We start from the raw sequence: 17,216 nt of genomic DNA, 5'->3' as shown, positions 1-17,216 counted from the left end.
TCGAATGTGTGCGCCGGTAGCTCGTCTGCAATGGCGTGAGCGCTGAGGAGGGGCGTGTGCTGAAGTACATCATCAATCGCGTCGTCCAGATGATCCCGATCCTCATCCTCATCTCTGTGCTGGTGTTCGCGCTGCTGACGTCCATGCCGGGCGATCCTCTCGACCAGATGCTCGAGGACAACCCCGACTTCACCTACGAAGACTACATGCGGCTCCGGCAGATTTACGGGCTGGACGACCCGATCTACATTCGGTACTTCAAGTGGGCCGGACAGGTTGTTCAGGGGCAGCTGGGCTACTCGCGCCAGTACAAAATCCCGGTCCAGCAGCTCGTCGGGCCCCGCCTCGTCAACACGCTGATTCTGTCGGTCTCGGCGCTAATCCTGGCGCTCGTCGTCGCGCTGATTCTGGGCGTTGTCTCCGCCGTGAAGCAATACTCGTTCGTCGACTACGCAGGGATGGCGTTCGCCTTCTTCGGGTTCTCTGTGCCCGGCTTCTGGATGGGCCTTATGCTCATTGTGCTCTTCAGCGTCAACCTCCACTGGTTACCTCCGGGCGGCATCATGAGCAGCGACGTGCAGCCCGGATTCTGGAATCAGGTCACGGACCGCGGGAAATACCTCATCATGCCGATGATCGTGACCTCGTTGACAGAGATGGCGTCGTGGACCCGGTACACGCGAAACAGTTTGCTGGACGTGCTCCAGCTCGATTATCTGCGCACGGCCCGCGCCAAGGGGTTGACCGAGCAGTCGGTCGTGATCAAGCATGCACTGAAGAACTCACTGCTTCCATTGATCACGGTCATCGGCTCATCCTTCGCGCGGTTCTTCGCGGGTGCGACCATCACGGAAACGGTGTTCAGCTATCCGGGTATGGGCAAGCTGCTCTTCGACTCGGTCATGGGCAACGATTTCGTGGTCTCGATGGCGATCCTCATGGTGCTGGCGTTCATGGTGCTCTGGGGGAACTTGATCGCGGACATCTTGTACGGAGTCGTCGATCCTCGAATCCGGTACGACTGACGGCGCGGCGACAAGCGGCTGCCCGACAGTCGCGACACCTGACGCGGGGAGAGAAAGGAAGCTGAGATGGCGAGAGAGATAACCGCCGGGACTCGGGTACTTCCACGAATTGAAGAGCGGGAAGTCAAGATCGTTAGCCTGAAGATGCTCATCTTCCGGCGGTTCATCCGTCACCGGATGGCTGTCATCGGGCTCTGTATTGTGGCGGGTATCACGATCTTCTCCTATCTGGGTCCTTTGGTCACGCCGTACGCGCCGGACCAGGTCAACCTCCGGGAACGGTTCAGCAAGCCGAGCTTCGTCATGTTGCCCGCCGGCGGCGGCGCTCCGGCCCTCTACAACTTCGACGCGATAAGCGCCCAAACGCCCGAGCGTGCCCTGAAGTTCGGTCACCCGCTTGGAACCGACGATCTCGGCCGCGACACCATGACCCGCGCGATGTTCGGCGGTCGCGTCTCGCTCGGCATCGGCTTTTTCGTGTCGATCACGGCGGTCGTGATCGGCGCAACCTTCGGCGCCGTGGCCGGGTACTTTGGAAGCGTGTGGGACAACATCCTGATGCGTATCAACGACGTCAATCAGGCGCTTCCAGAGCTGCCCATTCTCATGGTGATCTCGAAGATCCTCCCGCCTGGTTTCTGGACCATGTGCGTGATCCTCACCGTGCTCAGCATGTTACGCAGCTCCCGCATCACGAGAGCCATGACGCTCACGCTGAAGCAGCAGCTCTTCAGCGAGGCTGCGCGCGCTGTGGGAGCGAATTGGTCGCGACTGATCTTCCGCCACATCATTCCCAACTCGCTGTCTCCGCTGTTTGTATCAGTAACCCTCGGCGCGGGCGGCGCGATTCGCGCGGAGACGAGCCTCTCGTATCTGGGACTTGGCATTCAGCCCCCTATGCCCAGCTGGGGCAACATGCTCTCGAACGCCCAGCAGTACTTCTTCAGCGCACCGTGGCTCGTCTTCTTCCCAGGAATCTGCATCTTCCTCACGCTGTTCAGCTTCAATATGATCGGTGACGGTCTCCGCGACGCGTTCGACCCCCGGATGACTCGACGGTAACATTTCACCAGGTGCGACGCGGGGTGGCCGAGGCCGCGATCCCCAAGGCGGGACCGCGGCCTCGGCCTTCTCCAGGCAACCGTGCTATCCTTCACTCGCACCGCGACTCCATGTCATTTTCACCAATCCGGTTTTGGGGAGATCCGTGACCGAGCCACGCGTGCGTGACCTGGGAGAAGTGGACGAGATCGACGCGGAAGCGATCGGCGCGCCCGGCCATCGGACGTTTCGCCTCCTCGCCGAACATGGGGACACAACCCTCTCGCTGTGGGTCGAGAAAGAACAGCTCGAAGCGCTGGCCGTCATCATCGACCAGCAGGTCGCGGGCGCGACCGGCCGCGGGATGGAAGAAGCCCGCACCACCCTCACCCTCGCCAGCCGGTTCCCGGGGCGGCCGTCGATCGACTTTCGGGCAGGCCGTCTCGCAGTGGGCTACGATGAGCGCAACCGACGGCTCGTCTTCACCGCGGACGAGCTGGAAGAGTCGGGACCGGGCCCGCTGCGTTACCAGTGGAGCGCCTCTCGCCCGCAGGTACGAGCCCTCAGCGCCAAGATCGCGGAGATCGTAGCGGCCGGCCGCCCGCGCTGCCCGCTCTGTGGAGCCCCGATAGAAGGGAAGCACGTGTGCCCGGCGGCGAACGGACACGTCCACTAGCGAGTTCGCGCGCGTTGGGCCGCTCCCCGCGGCAAACACCGGATCTTGCAGATCCTTAACACTTCAGTAAGATCCACATCACGCCCGGCCACTACACTGAATCGGGAGCAGTGCCACACGCGAGATCGGACAGGCTGTGGCTGCTGACCCGTGCGAAGTCCGTCCACGGCCGAGCCGATCTGCGTGACGGAGTAGATGATATGGAAATCGCTGGCCAGTTACGCAGACATCGGTTGCCACCGGTAGGAACGCTGCTTACGCTTCTGGTGTCCGCGATCATCATCGGTGGTGGCGGCGTCCTCTTATACCGGCGCATCAGCGCACCGCCGCCGCCCGTGGCGCAACAAACCGCGACCGTCTCTCGCGGCACGATTACCGCAACCGTCAACGCCACGGGAAACGTAGCAGCCACCCAGAGCAGCCGACTCACCTTCAAAGCCGACGGAACGGTCAAGGAAGTCAACGTTGCGGTTGGCGATCAGGTTAAGGCCGGCCAGGTGCTCGCGCGGCTGGACACGACGCAGCTCGATCTCGCCGTCCAACAATCCCAGGCGCAGGTGGACTCGGCGCAAGCGAAGCTGGATCAAGAGCTGGCCGGTCCTCGCCCCGAGGACGTCATCATCGCGCAGGCCGAGCTCGCCAGCGCGCAGGCCAAGCTGGCCGGCATGCAGCAGTCCCGACCGGAGGATATCGCCTCCGCCCAGGCCCAGCTCCAGGCCGCTCAGGCGAAGCTTCAGGTGATGCAGGCCGGCAGTCGCCCGGAGGATGTGGACTCGGCGCGCGCCGCTGTCGACGCGGCTCAGGCCAAGCTGGACCAGCTCGTCGGACCGCCGCAGGACGCCGACCTGGTCGCGGCGCAGACCGCGCTCGATAGCGCCAAGGCCAACGCTGCGAGCGCCCGCGCGAAGCTCAATGACCTCACCACCAGCTACCCCGCGCAGCTTGCCCAGGCGCAGAGCGCGGTGCAGACTGCGCAGGCGAACCTCTCCAGCGCCCAGACCAAGCTCGCCGATCTCGTCAATCCAAAGTCCGAGGACGTCGCCGCCGCCCAGAGCGACGTCCAGAGCGCGCAAGCCGCCCTCCAGAGCGCGCTCTCGAAGCAGCAAGCCAACAATGCGGGCGGGACGGCGGTCCAGCTTCTGAACGCGCAGAGCGCGTACCAGCAGGCGCAGAACAATCTCGCCTCTGCGCAGGCCAAGCTCCAGCAAGTCGAGGCCGGCGCGAGCCAGGCGGACCTCACCGCTGCGCAAGCGGCCGTCGCCCAGGCGCAGGTCGCGCTGTATACCGCGACTGCGAAGCGCGATCAGGATCAACAGATCGGCACTGTGCCCCAAGCTCAACGGCAGGCCGACGCAGACGCGGTGACGGCAGCCCAGGCAACGCTGAACAGCGCTCAGGCGAAGCTCACGCAGCTCCAGGCTGGGCCGTCGGCGTCCGACGTCGACGCGGCGCGCGGCGCCGTCGACGTTGCTCAGACCCAGCTCGTGAGCGCCCAGCGTACCCTCGACCAGCTTCGGCAGACCATCGGAGCCAACCAGCAGAGCGACCAGTCCGCGGTCGACCAGGCTCGGGCGAATCTCGCCAGCGCCCAATCACGCCTCCAGAGCCTCGTCACACCGCTCGCCACCGACGTCGAATCCGCGCGTAGCGCGGTGGCGGCGGCACAGGCAAGCTATGACGCGGCGGTTCAGAATCTGAGCCAGATCACCAGTGGACCGAAGAATGTCGACCTGGTGAGCGCGCAGACCGCCGTCGACGCGGCCGACGCGGCCGTGCGCTCGGCGCAGGCGAAGCTGGACCAACTCCTCGCCGGTCCGCAGGACGCGGATCTGGTGGCCGCGCAGGCCGCCTTGCGCGAAGCGCAGAACAATCTGACCCTCAAGGTCTATCCATACACGGACGCCGACATCGAGGCACAGCAGCAGGCGGTCCTGGCTGCCCAGGCAGCGCTTCAGCTCAAACTTCAGCCCTCGACAGACACAGACCTCGAGGCCCAGCGCCAGGCGGTTCGGGCCGCGCAGGCAACCCTTTCCGAGAAGCAGACGCCGTACCTGCCATCCGACATCGCCGCTGCGCGGGCGGCGCTCGCCCAGGCCCAAACGAGCCTCCAGAATGCACTCACGAACCTCAGCGACGCGACGATCGTTGCTCCCTATGACGGCGTGATCGGCACGGTGAACATCGCGGTCGACGAAAACAGCCTGAGCGGCGTCACGGGCGGCGGAACGGGCACCGGCGGATCGAACGGGGGCAACGGAATCACCATCATCAATCCCGCCAGCCTCGTGGTGTACGCGCAGGTCGATGAGTCCGACATCTCCCAGGTTGAAGTCGGGCAGAAGGCGAACGTGACCTTCGACGGCCTGCCGGGCCGCCGGTTCCCCGGCACGGTCACGGCGGTCTCGCCGGCCAGCACGACAACGCAGGGCGTGGTTGGGTACCAGGTGACGATCCAGCTCCAGAACGCTCAGGGCGTGCGCCAGGGAATGACGGCCAGCGCGGAAATCGTGACGGCCGAGCGGGACGGCGTGCTGATGGTCCCGAACCGCGCCCTGTCCCCCGTGCGGGCCCAGGGCGGCGCTGCCACGGGCGGTCAGGCGCAGGGCGGCGCTGCTACGGGCGGTCAGGCGCAGCGCCCCCCGGGGCAGGCTCAACGCCCGCAGGGCCAGAGCGGCCAGCCGACAGAGGCGCGGACCCGCGTTCAGCAGCGTCAGGTCCAGGTCCAAACACCGAACGGTATCGAAGCGCGCACCGTGCAGATCGGGATCTCCAACGATACGAACACCGAGGTGGTCTCCGGGCTCGAAGAGGGAGACGTGGTGGTTCTGCCCACCACGGCGGCGCGCGCGGCCGTCCCCGGCGCCCGACCGGGAGGCGCGGGAATTACCACCTTTGGCCCCGGGCCCGTTGCGAGGCCTGGGGGCTTTTGACATGACTGCGGTCGACGTCCTCGCCGGAATCCGGCTCACGACCGAGCGGGACCTCGAGACGACGGCTGCAGAACGCTCCGTCACGACCCCGGCGCAGTCGCCGGCCGATTCCCGCGGGCTTCGGCCTGAGACAGGGGACCCGAAACCAGCATCCCAGCCCATTGCTGTCGAGCCGCCCGTGATTCGCATTCGCGGGATCACGAAGGTCTACGAGCTGGGAGAAACGACTGTCCACGCCCTGCGCGGCGTTGACCTCGACGTGCGCCGCGGCGAGTTCGTCGCTATTATGGGACCGTCGGGATCGGGGAAGTCGACCCTCATGAACGTCATCGGCTGTCTCGACCAGCCGACGAGCGGCACCTATGAGCTGGATGGGATCGAGACCAGCCAATTGGGCGACGACGCCCTGGCGGAGGTGCGGAATCGCCGCATCGGGTTCGTCTTCCAGATGTTCAACCTGCTTCCGCGCGTGCCGGCGGTCGAGCAGGTCCAGCTCCCGCTGCTCTACGCCGGCGCGAAGAACAAGCGAGAGCGCGCCATCGCCGCGCTCGAGGCCGTCGGGCTGGGCCATCGGCTCAACCACAAACCGAGCGAGATGAGCGGAGGCCAGCAGCAGCGCGTCGCCATCGCGCGCTCACTGGTCACGGAACCGGCCATCATTCTCGCCGACGAGCCCACGGGCAATCTGGATACGCGCAGCAGCGAGGAGATCCTTGCCCTGTTTCAGAGTCTCAATCGCGAGCGCGGCATCACCATCGTCCTGGTGACCCATGAGCCAGACGTCGGCAACCACGGCGACCGCGTCGTCCACATTCGGGACGGTCGAGTGCAGGAAGACCACACAGTGGAGCGCCCGATTCGCGCGGCCGACGTCCTCGCGCATCTGCCGGCGGAGGATGGGGACCGATGAACGCCGTCGAAGCGCTGCGGGTCGCGCTCCGGGCTTTGATGGCCAACAAGCTCCGCGGCGTCCTCACGATGCTGGGCGTGATTATCGGCGTCGCCGCCGTGATCACCTTGATGTCCATCGGGCGCGGCGCCCAGCAGCAGATAACCGAGCAGGTCCAGAGTCTCGGCACGAACCTCATCTTTGTGTCACCTGGCGCACAGCGGCAGCAGAGCAACGTCCGGACGGCGGCGGGAAACGCCCAGACGCTCAGCTACGACGATGCGAAGGCTATCGCGGATAGCTTCCTGGGGAACCTGGCCGCCGGCGTCGCGCCCGAGCGCGCCGTGGGCGGGGCGCAGCTCATCTACGGAGGGCAGAATCTCCAGACGCGCATCGTCGGCGTTACCCCCGAGTACCAGGACGTGCGAAATTTCCACACCGCAGAGGGCGACTTCATCGCACAGCAAAACCTGGATGCCCGCTCCCGCGTGATCGTGCTCGGGGCCAGCGTCGCGACCAACCTGTTCGGCGATCAGGACCCCGTGGGCCAGAACGTCCGCGTGAGCGTGTTCGGCCGCTCCGGCAGCATCATGAAGGTCATCGGCGTGATGCAGAGCAAGGGCGGTGGCGCGTTCCAGAATCTCGACGACCAGGCCTTCGTTCCCCTCACGACGGTCAGCGCGCGACTCCAGCCGGCTCGCACGCCGCGGGCCGCGGACATGGTGACGACAATCACGATCCAGGCGGTCGATGAAGACGCGGTCAACCCCCTGATCCAGGCCGTCGGCGACCTGTTGCGCACCCGGCACCGCGTGGCTCAAGACGATTTCGTCATCAGCTCCCAGCTCGATTTCTTGGCGACCATCAGCCAGGTCACCGGGTTGTTTACCGCCTTCCTCGGGGCCATCGCCGGGATCTCGCTCGTCGTCGGCGGCATTGGAATTATGAACATCATGTTGGTATCAGTAACGGAGAGGACCCGCGAGATCGGGATTCGCAAGGCAGTCGGAGCGAAGCGACGCGACATCCTCTCGCAATTCCTCGTCGAGGCGGTCGTCGTGAGCGCGGCGGGCGGGATCATTGGCATACTTATGGGCACCGGACTCTCGCGGCTCATCTCCGAGCTGCAGCTCGGGGGGCAGTCGATACCGAGCGTTGTGGCGCCGGATGCCGTGCTGCTGGCATTCACGGTGTCCGCGACCGTCGGCCTCTTTTTCGGTATCTATCCTGCAATGCGCGCGTCCCGGCTCAACCCCATCGACGCGCTGCGGTACGAGTAGCATATGGCACCAATAAACGACGCGACCGTGCTCGTCGTCGACGACGAGCGCAACGTGACCCAACTTGCGAAGCTTTATCTCACTTCAGACGGCTTTCGGGTGGAGACCGCGACCAACGGCCAGGACGCGCTCCAGCACGTCCACACCTCGCGCCCGGACCTGGTTGTGCTCGACCTGATGATGCCCGGCATGGACGGATGGGAAGTTTGCCGCAAGCTCCGCGCCGAAGGCGACATCCCCATCATTATCCTGACCGCGAGAACCGACGACGTGGACAAGATCGTCGGACTCGAGCTGGGGGCCGACGATTACATCACCAAGCCGTTCAACCCCCGGGAGCTCGTCGCCCGAACGAAGGCTGTGCTCCGGCGGTATCAGAGCGGGAAGAACCCTTCCCGGTTCGTGCACCTCGACGGTATGGAAATCGACGCCGATGGGCGGGAAGTGCGCATCAATTCCCGCCCCATCGATCTGCGTCCCAAAGAGTTTGACCTCCTGCTCACCCTCGCGCGCAACCCGGGGGTTGTGTTCGACCGCGAGCGCCTCATCCATTTCGTTTGGGGTTACGACTACGTGGGCGACACACGAACGGTCGACGTCCACGTCGCCGGGCTCCGGGACAAGATCTCCGGATCGAGCGTACGAATCCAGACGGTATGGGGCGTTGGCTACAAGCTCGTGACGACGTAGCATGTTTCCTCGTGGGCTCAGAGCCCAGCTCGTCATATCGTTTGCCGCGGTCATTCTGCTCTGTCTTGCCCTCGCCGGGTCGGCTTTCGCCTACCTGCTCCAGCCCTATCAGACCCAGCAGGCGCTGAATCGCCTGGCCACTCTGGCCGTTCCGCTGGCCGTCCAGGTCCGCATCCTCGAGGTCCAGGGCTCCACCCCAGAGGAGATTGGCAGCTTCCTCGACGACCAGGCAGACGATCTGAACTTCCGAATCCTGCTCTTGCGCCAGGACAATTCCGTCGTCCTGTACGACACGGGCGGGACGCTAGCAGGCCGGATCATGCACTTCCAGGGAACGAGGCCGAACGACTACTTCAGCCCCGTGATGCAGGGAACGGCCGACATACCGGGCGAGGGCACGCTCGCCATCGTGTCGGTCAATGCGCCGCCGACGTTCTCGGGATTCGAGCGGACGCGCCGGCAGACGACGTCTCAGCTCCCGCCACGGCAGTACTCCGTCGCCCTCGCCGCCCCCGTCGCGAGCCTCGGCGCGGAGTGGCTGCAAGTTGCCCGACGTCTCGGCCTCGCCGGGCTCATCTCCCTCGTCGCATCGGTGACCGTGGCGATGCTCCTCGCGCGGTCCATCTCCAAGCCACTTGCGACCATCACACGGGCATCCGAGGCGATGGCGCGCGGCGACTACAACCAGCGGATCCCCACCCGCGGCCACGACGAGATCGCCCGACTGGCGACCGCCTTTAACCTCATGGCCGAGCAGGTGGCGAAGTCCAACCGAACGCTGCGCGCCTTCCTGGCCGACGTCTCGCATGAGCTCCGAACACCGCTCACCAGCGTCGAGGGGTTCTCCGAGGCAATTCTGGACGGCACGGCGCACGACCCAGATGCTATCGCCGAAGCGGCGCGAATCATCAAGGAGGACGCCACGCGCATGGAACGGATGGTGGAGGACCTCCTGTACCTCTCGAAGATCGAGTCCGGGCAGATCCAGATGGAGACGGAGGTCGTGAACCTCTCCGAGCTGGTCGACGGCGCGCTGAAGCGCGTTCGGCTCCGCATGAACGGTCGAGAGCTCGTCGTCGACACGGCATCGGAGCCGCTGTTCATCACGGCAGACCCGCACAGAATCGACCAGGTGCTCGACAACATCATCGCCAACGCGGTCACCCACAGCCCCGCGGGCGGCCGCGTATCCGTCTCCACTTTCGCCCGCGACGGCATGGCGTGCGTCCGAATCCACAACACCGGGTCGTTCATCCGCGAGGAAGACCGCGATCGGATCTTCCAGCGGTTCTTCCGCGGGAGCGTCGACGGGGAAGGGACCGGGCTGGGTCTCGCGATCGCGTCGGAGATCGTTCGCTCGCACCGAGGACGGATCGAGCTGGCAACGTCGGAGCAAGACGGCACCGCGTTCACGGTGGCGCTCCCGCTCGTCACGCGACCGGCCCCGCGGAACCTCGTCGCAGCGGGCATGTGACGTCGCCTCGTGCCGGGTGCTTCGGCCAACGTTTCAACGTCCCGTCGTTTCGATCGCCATCCACCGCTGGCGCGTTACGCGTCGTGACCAATTTGTCTGACAGCCATTGACGTTGTCGACTGCACGCGGGTATTCTTCCGGCTTGCGGATGTACCATCCACCGGGGCAGAACGCTCGGATCATGGCGAATACCACGAACCTGATACCGAGGCTGCTCCTCGTCTCGACGATCGCGCTGGTCGCCTGGGTCCTGGCGCACGCGTCCGCGCGGGCGTCCACGGTTGTGCCAACGTCGACGGCGACGCCGTGGCCGACCTCTACGCCGACGCCGCCCCCGCCAACGTTCACGCCGACCGCGACCTACTTCCCTCCGACACCCGTGCCCAGCAATACGCCGACGCGGGCGCCCGTCGCAACGCAGTTCTTCTACGGAGCCGCGGAAGCGACCGCGGAGCTGGTCCGAGGCTCGCCGGTCATCGCCAACGTCACCGCCCAACGCCCGACATCATCCCCCGCGCCGACGGTATCGATAGCGCCAGGCCAGCCGCCGCCCACTCTGGACATCGGCGCCTGGATCATGCCCCAGCAGATCGAAGCCGAAGCGCGCATGACCGCCGTGGAGGCCCGAGCGCAGGCCTCCGCCACCGCGCTGGCACGGATCGCGCTGACGCCGCAGTTCCAGCCCACCCCGTCGATCGACGTGTCCATCATGTCCGCCATTCCGTCGAAGATGAAGCTGGCTGGCCCCGTGCAGCCGGAGGACGGCGGCGATACCCCGACCGGCGATCGCGGGGCCAACGGCCTGCCCCTCCCACCGCCCATTCGGTACGCGGGGGTTCCCGCCCAATCGACGGAGGCCGCATGGCTCGATTCCTCGACCCTGTGGCTCGGCGTTCCGCACCGCAGCCAGTTCGACGGAACGCTGTACGCGCCCACGAATTGCGGTCCCGCCTCTTTGGGCATGGTCTTCGAGGCCTTCGGCCTCAAGGGCTATCCGACCGACGCGATCCGTGGTGAGGTCAACCGCCTGCAGGGGGACAGCAACCCCGACGACGGCACGTCCTTGTACGCGATCGCGGCCGTCGCGCAGCGCGCGGGCCTCGTTCCCGTCGGCATTTCGAAGCGGTGGACCCTCAAAGACGTACGGGCCGCCCTGGAACAGGGTCAGCCCGTCATCACGCTCACGCGCTATGCAGACCTGCCGGGCAATGGACGGCTCGACCCCGGCACGAACCATTACATCGTGCTGACCGGAGTCAAAGGCGATCAGTTCATCTACAACGATCCGGCCTACGCCCAGGGAGCGGGTCGCGCGCTGCTGATGCCACCGGAGACGCTCCTCCGCGCCTGGGCCGACGCCGACATCCCCGCGCACGCGGTGGCCTTCGCCCTGGATGCAAGCGGCGCAGCGCTCCTCTCCCCGAGCGCGATTCGCCATTTGACGTATCCCGATCCCGATGTCAACGCGGCAGTGCTACCCGGATCGGACGACGCGTTCGCCATCGATCCGAGCGCGGCCATCTTCTGGCAGGCCGTGGTCCAGGGAATTGGAGCCCCATCGAGCGATGACCCGCCTGCGCTCCGGGCGGCGCCCGCGAGTCACAGACCGACGACCGGAGGAATGGGGCCGGCGTCCGGCATTGCCGATCCACCGCCGCCAATGCCCTGGCTCGCCCTGCTCCTCGTCATCATCTCGCTGGTAACGACGGCCGCGACGATTACGTTCGCGATGGCTCGCGTCATTCCAGCCGAAAACGACTAGCCGGGAACGTTCGTTAACATACCGTTTACGGTTCGCACACTTGCGTTCGGCGCGTTTCGCCTAGAATCCTCGTGGTCTGAGTCGGACGGTGTCCGCCAGCCGCGCGTCCGCCAGGAGTGAAGGGGTGTACGTGAAGCTCGTCATTGCTTTGATCATCGGCATCGTGATCGGCGTCGCGGGTGTGTACTCGCTCGGCTCTGCGCCGTTTACGTCTATCACGCCGCCCATCGCCGTGGGTCCCCGACCACAGGCCGAGATCCGGCCGACGGCGATCCCGACGCCCCCGTCCAACGGAGGGACCGCCCCGTCGGCGGACGCTGGCGACGCGCCGAGCCAGGTCTACGACCGGGTCAGCGCGGGAGTTGTGAACATCACCATCAGCGCCCAATCGCGCGACGTATTCGGGCGGACGATTCAGCAGCAAGGAACAGGATCCGGCTTCATCATCGACGACCAGGGCAGCATCGTGACCAACCAGCACGTCGTCAGCAACGCGCAGCGGCTCGACATCACCCTGGCGGACGGCTCCAGCTATATCGGGGAGGTGGTCGCGAGCGACGTCGCCGATGACCTCGCGCTCGTGCGACTCCAGGCGCCCGCGGACAAGCTGCGTCAGCTCACGATCGTTCGGCTGGGAGACTCCGGCAGCCTCAAGGTCGGGCAAACGGTCGTCGCCATCGGCAACCCCTTCGGGCTCGAGCGATCGGAATCCCTGGGCATCGTCAGCTCGCTCGGGCGCACGCGGCAGGGAATCGAGCAGCGCTTGATCACCAACATGATCCAGACCGACGCGGCCATCAACCCCGGCAATTCGGGCGGTCCGCTCCTGAACCTCCAGGGGGAGGTGATCGGGATCAACGAGCAGATCGAGGCCTCGCCCCAGGGAAACGTCGGCATCGGATTCGCCATTCCGGTGAACACCTTGAAGCGATATCTTCCCGACCTCCTCGCGGGGCGCGAGCCAAAGCACGCCTGGCTCGGAATCGCCGGCCGCGCCCTCACCCCGTCCCTGGCCGAGCAGCTCCACACGCCGGTCCAGCAGGGCGTGGTGCTCGCCAACACCACCCCCGGCGGGCCGGCCGCCCAGGCAGGGTTGCTCGGCAGCGGCCGTGGCGACGCGTCCGGCGCCGACATCATTACGGAGATCGACGGGCATCCCGTACGGAGTGTTGAAGACATCGCCCAGCTCATCGACCAGAAGGACCCCGGCGACACGATCCGCGTGACGTACGTGCGCGGCGGGCAAAACCAGACCGCGGACGTTACCCTGGGGACGTGGGAAAATAGCCAGGCGAGCGCTCGATAGCGAGCGCCCGAGCACGTCGACCAATCAGGGAAAGGAGGATCAAATGAAGTCTCTTCCGTTGGTACTGCGCACCGTATCCATCGTCGGCGCGGGACTTGCCCTGTGCGCCGCGGCGGTGGGCATCGCCGGGGCTCAGCCCGGCGGACCGCCCGGCGGCGACCGGCCGGTCCCATCCGATCATCCATGGGGCGGTCCACCGGGCGGTGACCAACCAGGGCCGCGCGCTCATATGTGGGGCGGGCCACCGGACGGCGCCGGCATGGGCGAGCTCCACGACGCGTTCCTCTCGGACCTCGCCGCGAACCTCGGAGTTTCCGAGGACGCGCTCACATCGGCCCTCCAGAAGACCCACGACGACATGCGGCCCATGATGGAGGAGCGCTTCCAGGCGATGCGCGAGCGCATGCAGGATCGCATGGGCGGCGGTGGGCCTCGCCCCAGGCCCGGCGCGGGTGGCGCATTTGGCCGCATGCGCGGGCCCGCCCAGGGCGATGGCGCGGGAACCGGGCCCGGTATGGGGCCGCGCGAGATGCTCGCGACGGTAGCGGACGTGCTCAACATGGATCCCGACGATCTTCGCCAGCAGCTCGAGGGCGGCGCAACGATCGCTGAGATCGGACAGAACCAGGGGATCGATCCGGACGCGCTCGCCGATCAGCTCGCGTCGGCGTTCGAGGACCAGTTCCGGTCGCGCATCCACGACATGATTCGCCGGGCGATCGATCGACCGATTCCGGGCATGGGCTTGGGACCGCGGTAGCCTTCGCGCTGTTTCGCTGGGCCCGTCCGGGTCGTGCCGAGCTGGCCCGCGGCTTAGCGGGCCGCGGTGGTCGGTGAGGACCGCTCGAGCAGGGCGCGAACGCGTGCGACGATCGCCGCCCGATCGAAGCTGTTGAAGCGGGCGGCCAGGAGCATCGACACGTCCCCGGCAAAGAACCGCTCGTACAGCACCTGCCGACCGGCAAACGAGCTGCAGGCGAGGTCCCAGGCGAGCCGAAAGAGCCGCACGCGATCGCGGCCGTTGAGCGTCGCCGACTGGTAATAGCGGTCGATGTCCCCCATGAGGTCCGGCGCCGTCACCTCGCGATCCGTCGGCGTAGCCATGAGACCACTGGACCCGATAAGCTGGAGGATCTCGATCAGTCGCGGATAGACGCGTGGGTAGTAGTTGCGCGCCGTGTTCATGATGTCCGGGTTGGGGTGGACGAAGCCGTTCTCATCGGTCACGGCGTCCGCCTCCGCGGCGCGCACGAACGACCGAAGCGTCTGCGTGGCGTCGACGATCTCGCCGAGGAGCTGCTGGTAGGCGGGCAGCTCCGTCCGCCCGATCGCTTCCGCGACCAGGCTCGCCACGCCGAGCACGAACTCGGTCTTCGCCAGGTTCTTCGTCGTGAACTGATGGATGCCGTGCAGGAAGATGGGCGTCTCGCGAAAGAGCCGGTTGCACAGCGCGATGTCGCCCTTGAGGAACACGCGCTCCCACGGGATCACGGCCTCGTCGAAGATGACGACCGCGTCCATCTCCTCGTACCGCGCCGTGAGCGGGTGCTCCGACGTGGAACGGCCGACGTCGAAGCTCTCCCGACACACGAATTTCAGGCCAGGCGTGGCGACCGGACACGCGAAGGCGAAGGCATAGCGGGCGGCGTCGCTGGGGTCCGTTCGGGATGGCGACGGGAACACGTGCAGCTCGTCGGCGTACGGCGCGAGGGTGGCCAGCATCCGGGCCCCGCTCACGACCAGCCCCTGAGCGCTCTCACCCACGATGTGGAGAGGAACGTCGGGATCCGCCTGCTGCGACTGCGTCCGCGCGCGATTCGTCTGCGGATCCACGAACGCATGGGTCGCGCACAGGTCGCGCTCCCGGCTCATCTGGTAGTACCGCTCGATCCGCTCGCGAAATTCGTCGCCATTCCGCCCGAAATAGGATGAGCACGAGGCCGCGCCGGCCAGGATCGCGTTGAGGTAGTCCGGCGTTCGACCGAGCATGCCGCCGCTAAAGTCGGCCCAGCGCTTGAACATCGCACGGCGCCGAACGAGGTCGTCAACGGACCGAGGCTGGAGGAAGGACAGGCCGACCGCGTTTCCCGTCGACGGCGATGGATAGGTGAAGTCGGACTTGGCAGATGGATCGCATTGGAGATCGTAGAGCTGAGCCAGCGTGGCGGCGGCGCGGCCAAGCACCGGGTGCGTGGTCACGTCCGCCACGCGCTCGCCCTCGAACCAGATCTCCCGTTCGTCGCGCAGGCCGTGAAGGTATTCGCTCCCGCTTCGCGCCGGCATGCTCTCTCCTCGTCGGTCTGGCTGGTCGCCCAACGCGCGCGATGAGCAGCCGCGGCTATTTTCGCCGATTGGCCGGCGCCTTGCAGGAAGGGGCGCGTGTGCGGTAGGAAACACAGCACGCGCGGGCCAACCCGTTCACGCTGACCCCTGTTCTCCGAGCGCGTCAACAGATCTGTTGGGGGACGAATGCGCTTTCACATGCACCTCTTGCCGACCTATTTCCCGGGCGAGGACCCGCCGTTCGACGGGTATTTTCGTCAGGTGCTGGAGCAGGTCCAGCTCGCGGAGGAGCTGGGGTTCGAGTGCTACTGGTTCACCGAGCATCATTTCGTGCTCTACGGCGGCCCCGTCCCAAACCCGGCGCTCATCATGTCTGCCGCGGCCGCTCGCACCTCGCGGATCCACCTGGGGTCCGCCATCTCGATCCTTCCGCTGCATCATCCGGTCCAGATCGCCGAGGACTACGCCATGGTCGACGTCGTCTCGGGCGGGCGGCTCGAGTTCGGCGTCGGGATCGGGAATGCGCCCGGCGACTTCGAGGTCTACGGCGTGCCGCGCGACGAGAGCCGAGAACGGTTCGAAGAGGCGCTGGAGATCATCACGAAAGCGTGGACCAAGGACTCGTTCAAGCACGACGGACGATTTTGGCGCCTGCCCGACGCGGCCATGTATCCACGGCCGATCCAGAAGCCGCACCCGCCCATCTGGCTCGCGGGCACGTCGGAATCATCGCTGCGGATGGCCGGGCTTCGCGGCTTCAACATCATGACCGTCGCGCACCCGTTTCCACCGGAGCGCCTGCGACCGTCGGTCGCCGCCTACCGGGCCGGTCTGGCGGAGGGCGGCCACGACCCGGCGACCCACTTCTGCAAGCTCCACGTGCGCGTCTGGATCGAGGAAGACGGCGCCCACGCGAAGCAGGTCGCCGAGCGGGCGATCCAGCGCTACGACGAGCGGCAGATCGAGGCGCGCATTGGCGTCTTCAGCAGCGGGCAGCCGCGGCCGTCGTATGACTGGGAGGGGATGCGCGCCCAGGGCCGCAACGTCTACGGCACGCCCGAAGAGTGCATCCGCGGGATCGAGGCCACGCGGAGCAACTACGACTTCGACATCCTGAGCGTGACCTTCAACTTCGGTGGGATTCCGCACGCCGAGGTCTTGAAGGCGATGCGCCTTTTCGCGGCCGAGGTCATGCCGAGATTCCGGGGAGACGAGCCGGCTACGGGCCGCGACGGCGCCGCCGCTCGATCGGTCGCTCCGGCGTAAGCCCCGCATTGTCACCGTTACTGAGAAACGCCGGCGGTGAAAGTCTGCCCAATCCGCGGGGCGTCAGTTCGAGCCACGTGGTTTTCCGCTTCGACTCGCTGGTCAAGAATCTCCGCCTCCGCCCGCGCAAGCCCTGGCGCCCCCGACAATAGGACACTGAATATCGAGGTCACCGCGATGAGCACGGCGAGGGGGACCGACAAGCATTGTGAAAATCGAGTCCCGTGTGCGGACATAGCGTCTCCTTTCGATGTAGCGGGCAGCAGCAAACGGGCGCTTGAGCAAGAACGTACCTCACGGTCGCACGTCGTCAACGGGGTCCGGCGGAAATGGGGTCGAAAGCTCGACTCGGTCGTCGATGGCCACCCATTCCTCGAGGGACGGCGGATCCCCGTCGGCTTGGACCAGGGCCCAGTCGTCTTGGAACTGGATGACGCGATACAGCTCCCCGGGCTGGGCGACGAACAGGGGCGAGTCGTCGACGCCGTAAGCCTGGGTTGGGCTCCGGACGGCAAGCCAGTACGGGCGATAGGCCCCGCCGATGCCCTCAGAGCCACCGCCGGGCCAGATCAGCATCTCGGTGCCCGTCCAGAC

The 17,216-nt window shown here is 66.3% G+C and carries 14 protein-coding genes; 12 read left to right on the top strand and 2 right to left on the bottom strand.

Going from position 1 to position 17,216, the window contains the following annotated elements; all coding sequences use genetic code 11:
- The first annotated feature begins 56 nt into the window (after positions 1-56).
- The 11 genes from VFC51_07135 (at position 57) to VFC51_07085 (ending at position 13,833) form a co-directional block, all read left to right on the top strand.
- The gene (locus VFC51_07135; protein HZT06789.1) at positions 57-1,025 is read left to right on the top strand and encodes an ABC transporter permease; all 969 of its coding nucleotides are present in this window, start codon (positions 57-59) and stop codon (positions 1,023-1,025) included.
- A gap of 66 nt (positions 1,026-1,091) precedes the next feature.
- The gene (locus VFC51_07130) at positions 1,092-2,087 is read left to right on the top strand and encodes an ABC transporter permease (protein ID HZT06788.1); all 996 of its coding nucleotides are present in this window, start codon (positions 1,092-1,094) and stop codon (positions 2,085-2,087) included.
- 145 nt (positions 2,088-2,232) lie between these two features.
- Positions 2,233-2,742 carry a DUF3090 family protein gene (locus VFC51_07125; protein HZT06787.1) on the top strand — a complete coding sequence of 170 codons (510 nt, stop codon included), beginning with the start codon at positions 2,233-2,235 and terminating at the stop codon, positions 2,740-2,742.
- A 200-nt stretch (positions 2,743-2,942) separates the two neighbouring features.
- The gene (locus VFC51_07120; GenBank protein HZT06786.1) at positions 2,943-5,672 is read left to right on the top strand and encodes a biotin/lipoyl-binding protein; all 2,730 of its coding nucleotides are present in this window, start codon (positions 2,943-2,945) and stop codon (positions 5,670-5,672) included.
- 178 nt (positions 5,673-5,850) lie between these two features.
- Positions 5,851-6,582, top strand: coding sequence for an ABC transporter ATP-binding protein (locus VFC51_07115; protein ID HZT06785.1), 732 nt, complete (start codon positions 5,851-5,853; stop codon positions 6,580-6,582).
- Entirely contained in the window at positions 6,579-7,841 is a 1,263-nt protein-coding gene (locus VFC51_07110; GenBank protein ID HZT06784.1) for an ABC transporter permease, read from the top strand. Before VFC51_07115 ends, VFC51_07110 begins: the two co-directional genes overlap by 4 nt.
- A gap of 3 nt (positions 7,842-7,844) precedes the next feature.
- Positions 7,845-8,531: a response regulator transcription factor gene (locus VFC51_07105; protein HZT06783.1), complete on the top strand. Its 687-nt coding sequence runs from the start codon at positions 7,845-7,847 to the stop codon at positions 8,529-8,531.
- A 1-nt stretch (position 8,532) separates the two neighbouring features.
- Positions 8,533-10,005 carry an ATP-binding protein gene (locus tag VFC51_07100; GenBank protein HZT06782.1) on the top strand — a complete coding sequence of 491 codons (1,473 nt, stop codon included), beginning with the start codon at positions 8,533-8,535 and terminating at the stop codon, positions 10,003-10,005.
- Positions 10,006-10,186: 181 nt separating this feature from the next.
- A complete protein-coding gene (locus VFC51_07095; protein HZT06781.1) occupies positions 10,187-11,767 on the top strand; it encodes a C39 family peptidase in 1,581 nt (526 codons plus the stop codon).
- A gap of 124 nt (positions 11,768-11,891) precedes the next feature.
- Positions 11,892-13,073, top strand: a complete 1,182-nt coding sequence (locus VFC51_07090) for a trypsin-like peptidase domain-containing protein (GenBank protein ID HZT06780.1) — start codon at positions 11,892-11,894, stop codon at positions 13,071-13,073.
- A gap of 43 nt (positions 13,074-13,116) precedes the next feature.
- A complete protein-coding gene (locus tag VFC51_07085) occupies positions 13,117-13,833 on the top strand; it encodes a hypothetical protein (protein ID HZT06779.1) in 717 nt (238 codons plus the stop codon).
- A 53-nt stretch (positions 13,834-13,886) separates the two neighbouring features.
- Here VFC51_07085 and hpaB read toward each other — a convergent pair whose 3' ends face one another.
- Positions 13,887-15,356 carry a 4-hydroxyphenylacetate 3-monooxygenase, oxygenase component gene (gene hpaB / locus VFC51_07080; protein ID HZT06778.1) on the bottom strand — a complete coding sequence of 490 codons (1,470 nt, stop codon included), beginning with the start codon at positions 15,354-15,356 and terminating at the stop codon, positions 13,887-13,889.
- Between the two features lie 186 nt (positions 15,357-15,542).
- Between hpaB and VFC51_07075 the strand changes: the two genes are divergently transcribed.
- Positions 15,543-16,622: an LLM class flavin-dependent oxidoreductase gene (locus VFC51_07075; GenBank protein HZT06777.1), complete on the top strand. Its 1,080-nt coding sequence runs from the start codon at positions 15,543-15,545 to the stop codon at positions 16,620-16,622.
- A gap of 294 nt (positions 16,623-16,916) precedes the next feature.
- On the opposite strand, the gene VFC51_07070 is transcribed toward VFC51_07075, so the two are convergent.
- A partial coding sequence (locus VFC51_07070; protein HZT06776.1) for a hypothetical protein occupies positions 16,917-17,216 on the bottom strand: 300 nt, incomplete at its 5' end.

It is taken from the genome of Chloroflexota bacterium (genome assembly GCA_035652535.1).
Lineage (GTDB): Bacteria > Chloroflexota > UBA6077 > UBA6077 > SHYK01 > DASRDP01.
This window is presented reverse-complemented; position numbering and strand designations above follow the sequence as displayed.

What these genes read in the sequence shown, in the direction of transcription:
- VFC51_07130 (HZT06788.1), top strand. Translation starts at nt 1,092, where the DNA reads ATGGCGAGAGAGATAACCGCCGGGACTCGGGTACTTCCACGAATTGAA.
- VFC51_07120 (HZT06786.1), top strand. Translation starts at nt 2,943, where the DNA reads ATGGAAATCGCTGGCCAGTTACGCAGACATCGGTTGCCACCGGTAGGA.
- VFC51_07110 (HZT06784.1), top strand. Translation starts at nt 6,579, where the DNA reads ATGAACGCCGTCGAAGCGCTGCGGGTCGCGCTCCGGGCTTTGATGGCC.
- VFC51_07105 (HZT06783.1), top strand. Translation starts at nt 7,845, where the DNA reads ATGGCACCAATAAACGACGCGACCGTGCTCGTCGTCGACGACGAGCGC.
- VFC51_07100 (HZT06782.1), top strand. Translation starts at nt 8,533, where the DNA reads ATGTTTCCTCGTGGGCTCAGAGCCCAGCTCGTCATATCGTTTGCCGCG.
- VFC51_07095 (HZT06781.1), top strand. Translation starts at nt 10,187, where the DNA reads ATGGCGAATACCACGAACCTGATACCGAGGCTGCTCCTCGTCTCGACG.
- VFC51_07085 (HZT06779.1), top strand. Translation starts at nt 13,117, where the DNA reads ATGAAGTCTCTTCCGTTGGTACTGCGCACCGTATCCATCGTCGGCGCG.
- hpaB (HZT06778.1), bottom strand. Translation starts at nt 15,356, where the DNA reads ATGCCGGCGCGAAGCGGGAGCGAATACCTTCACGGCCTGCGCGACGAA.
- VFC51_07075 (HZT06777.1), top strand. Translation starts at nt 15,543, where the DNA reads ATGCGCTTTCACATGCACCTCTTGCCGACCTATTTCCCGGGCGAGGAC.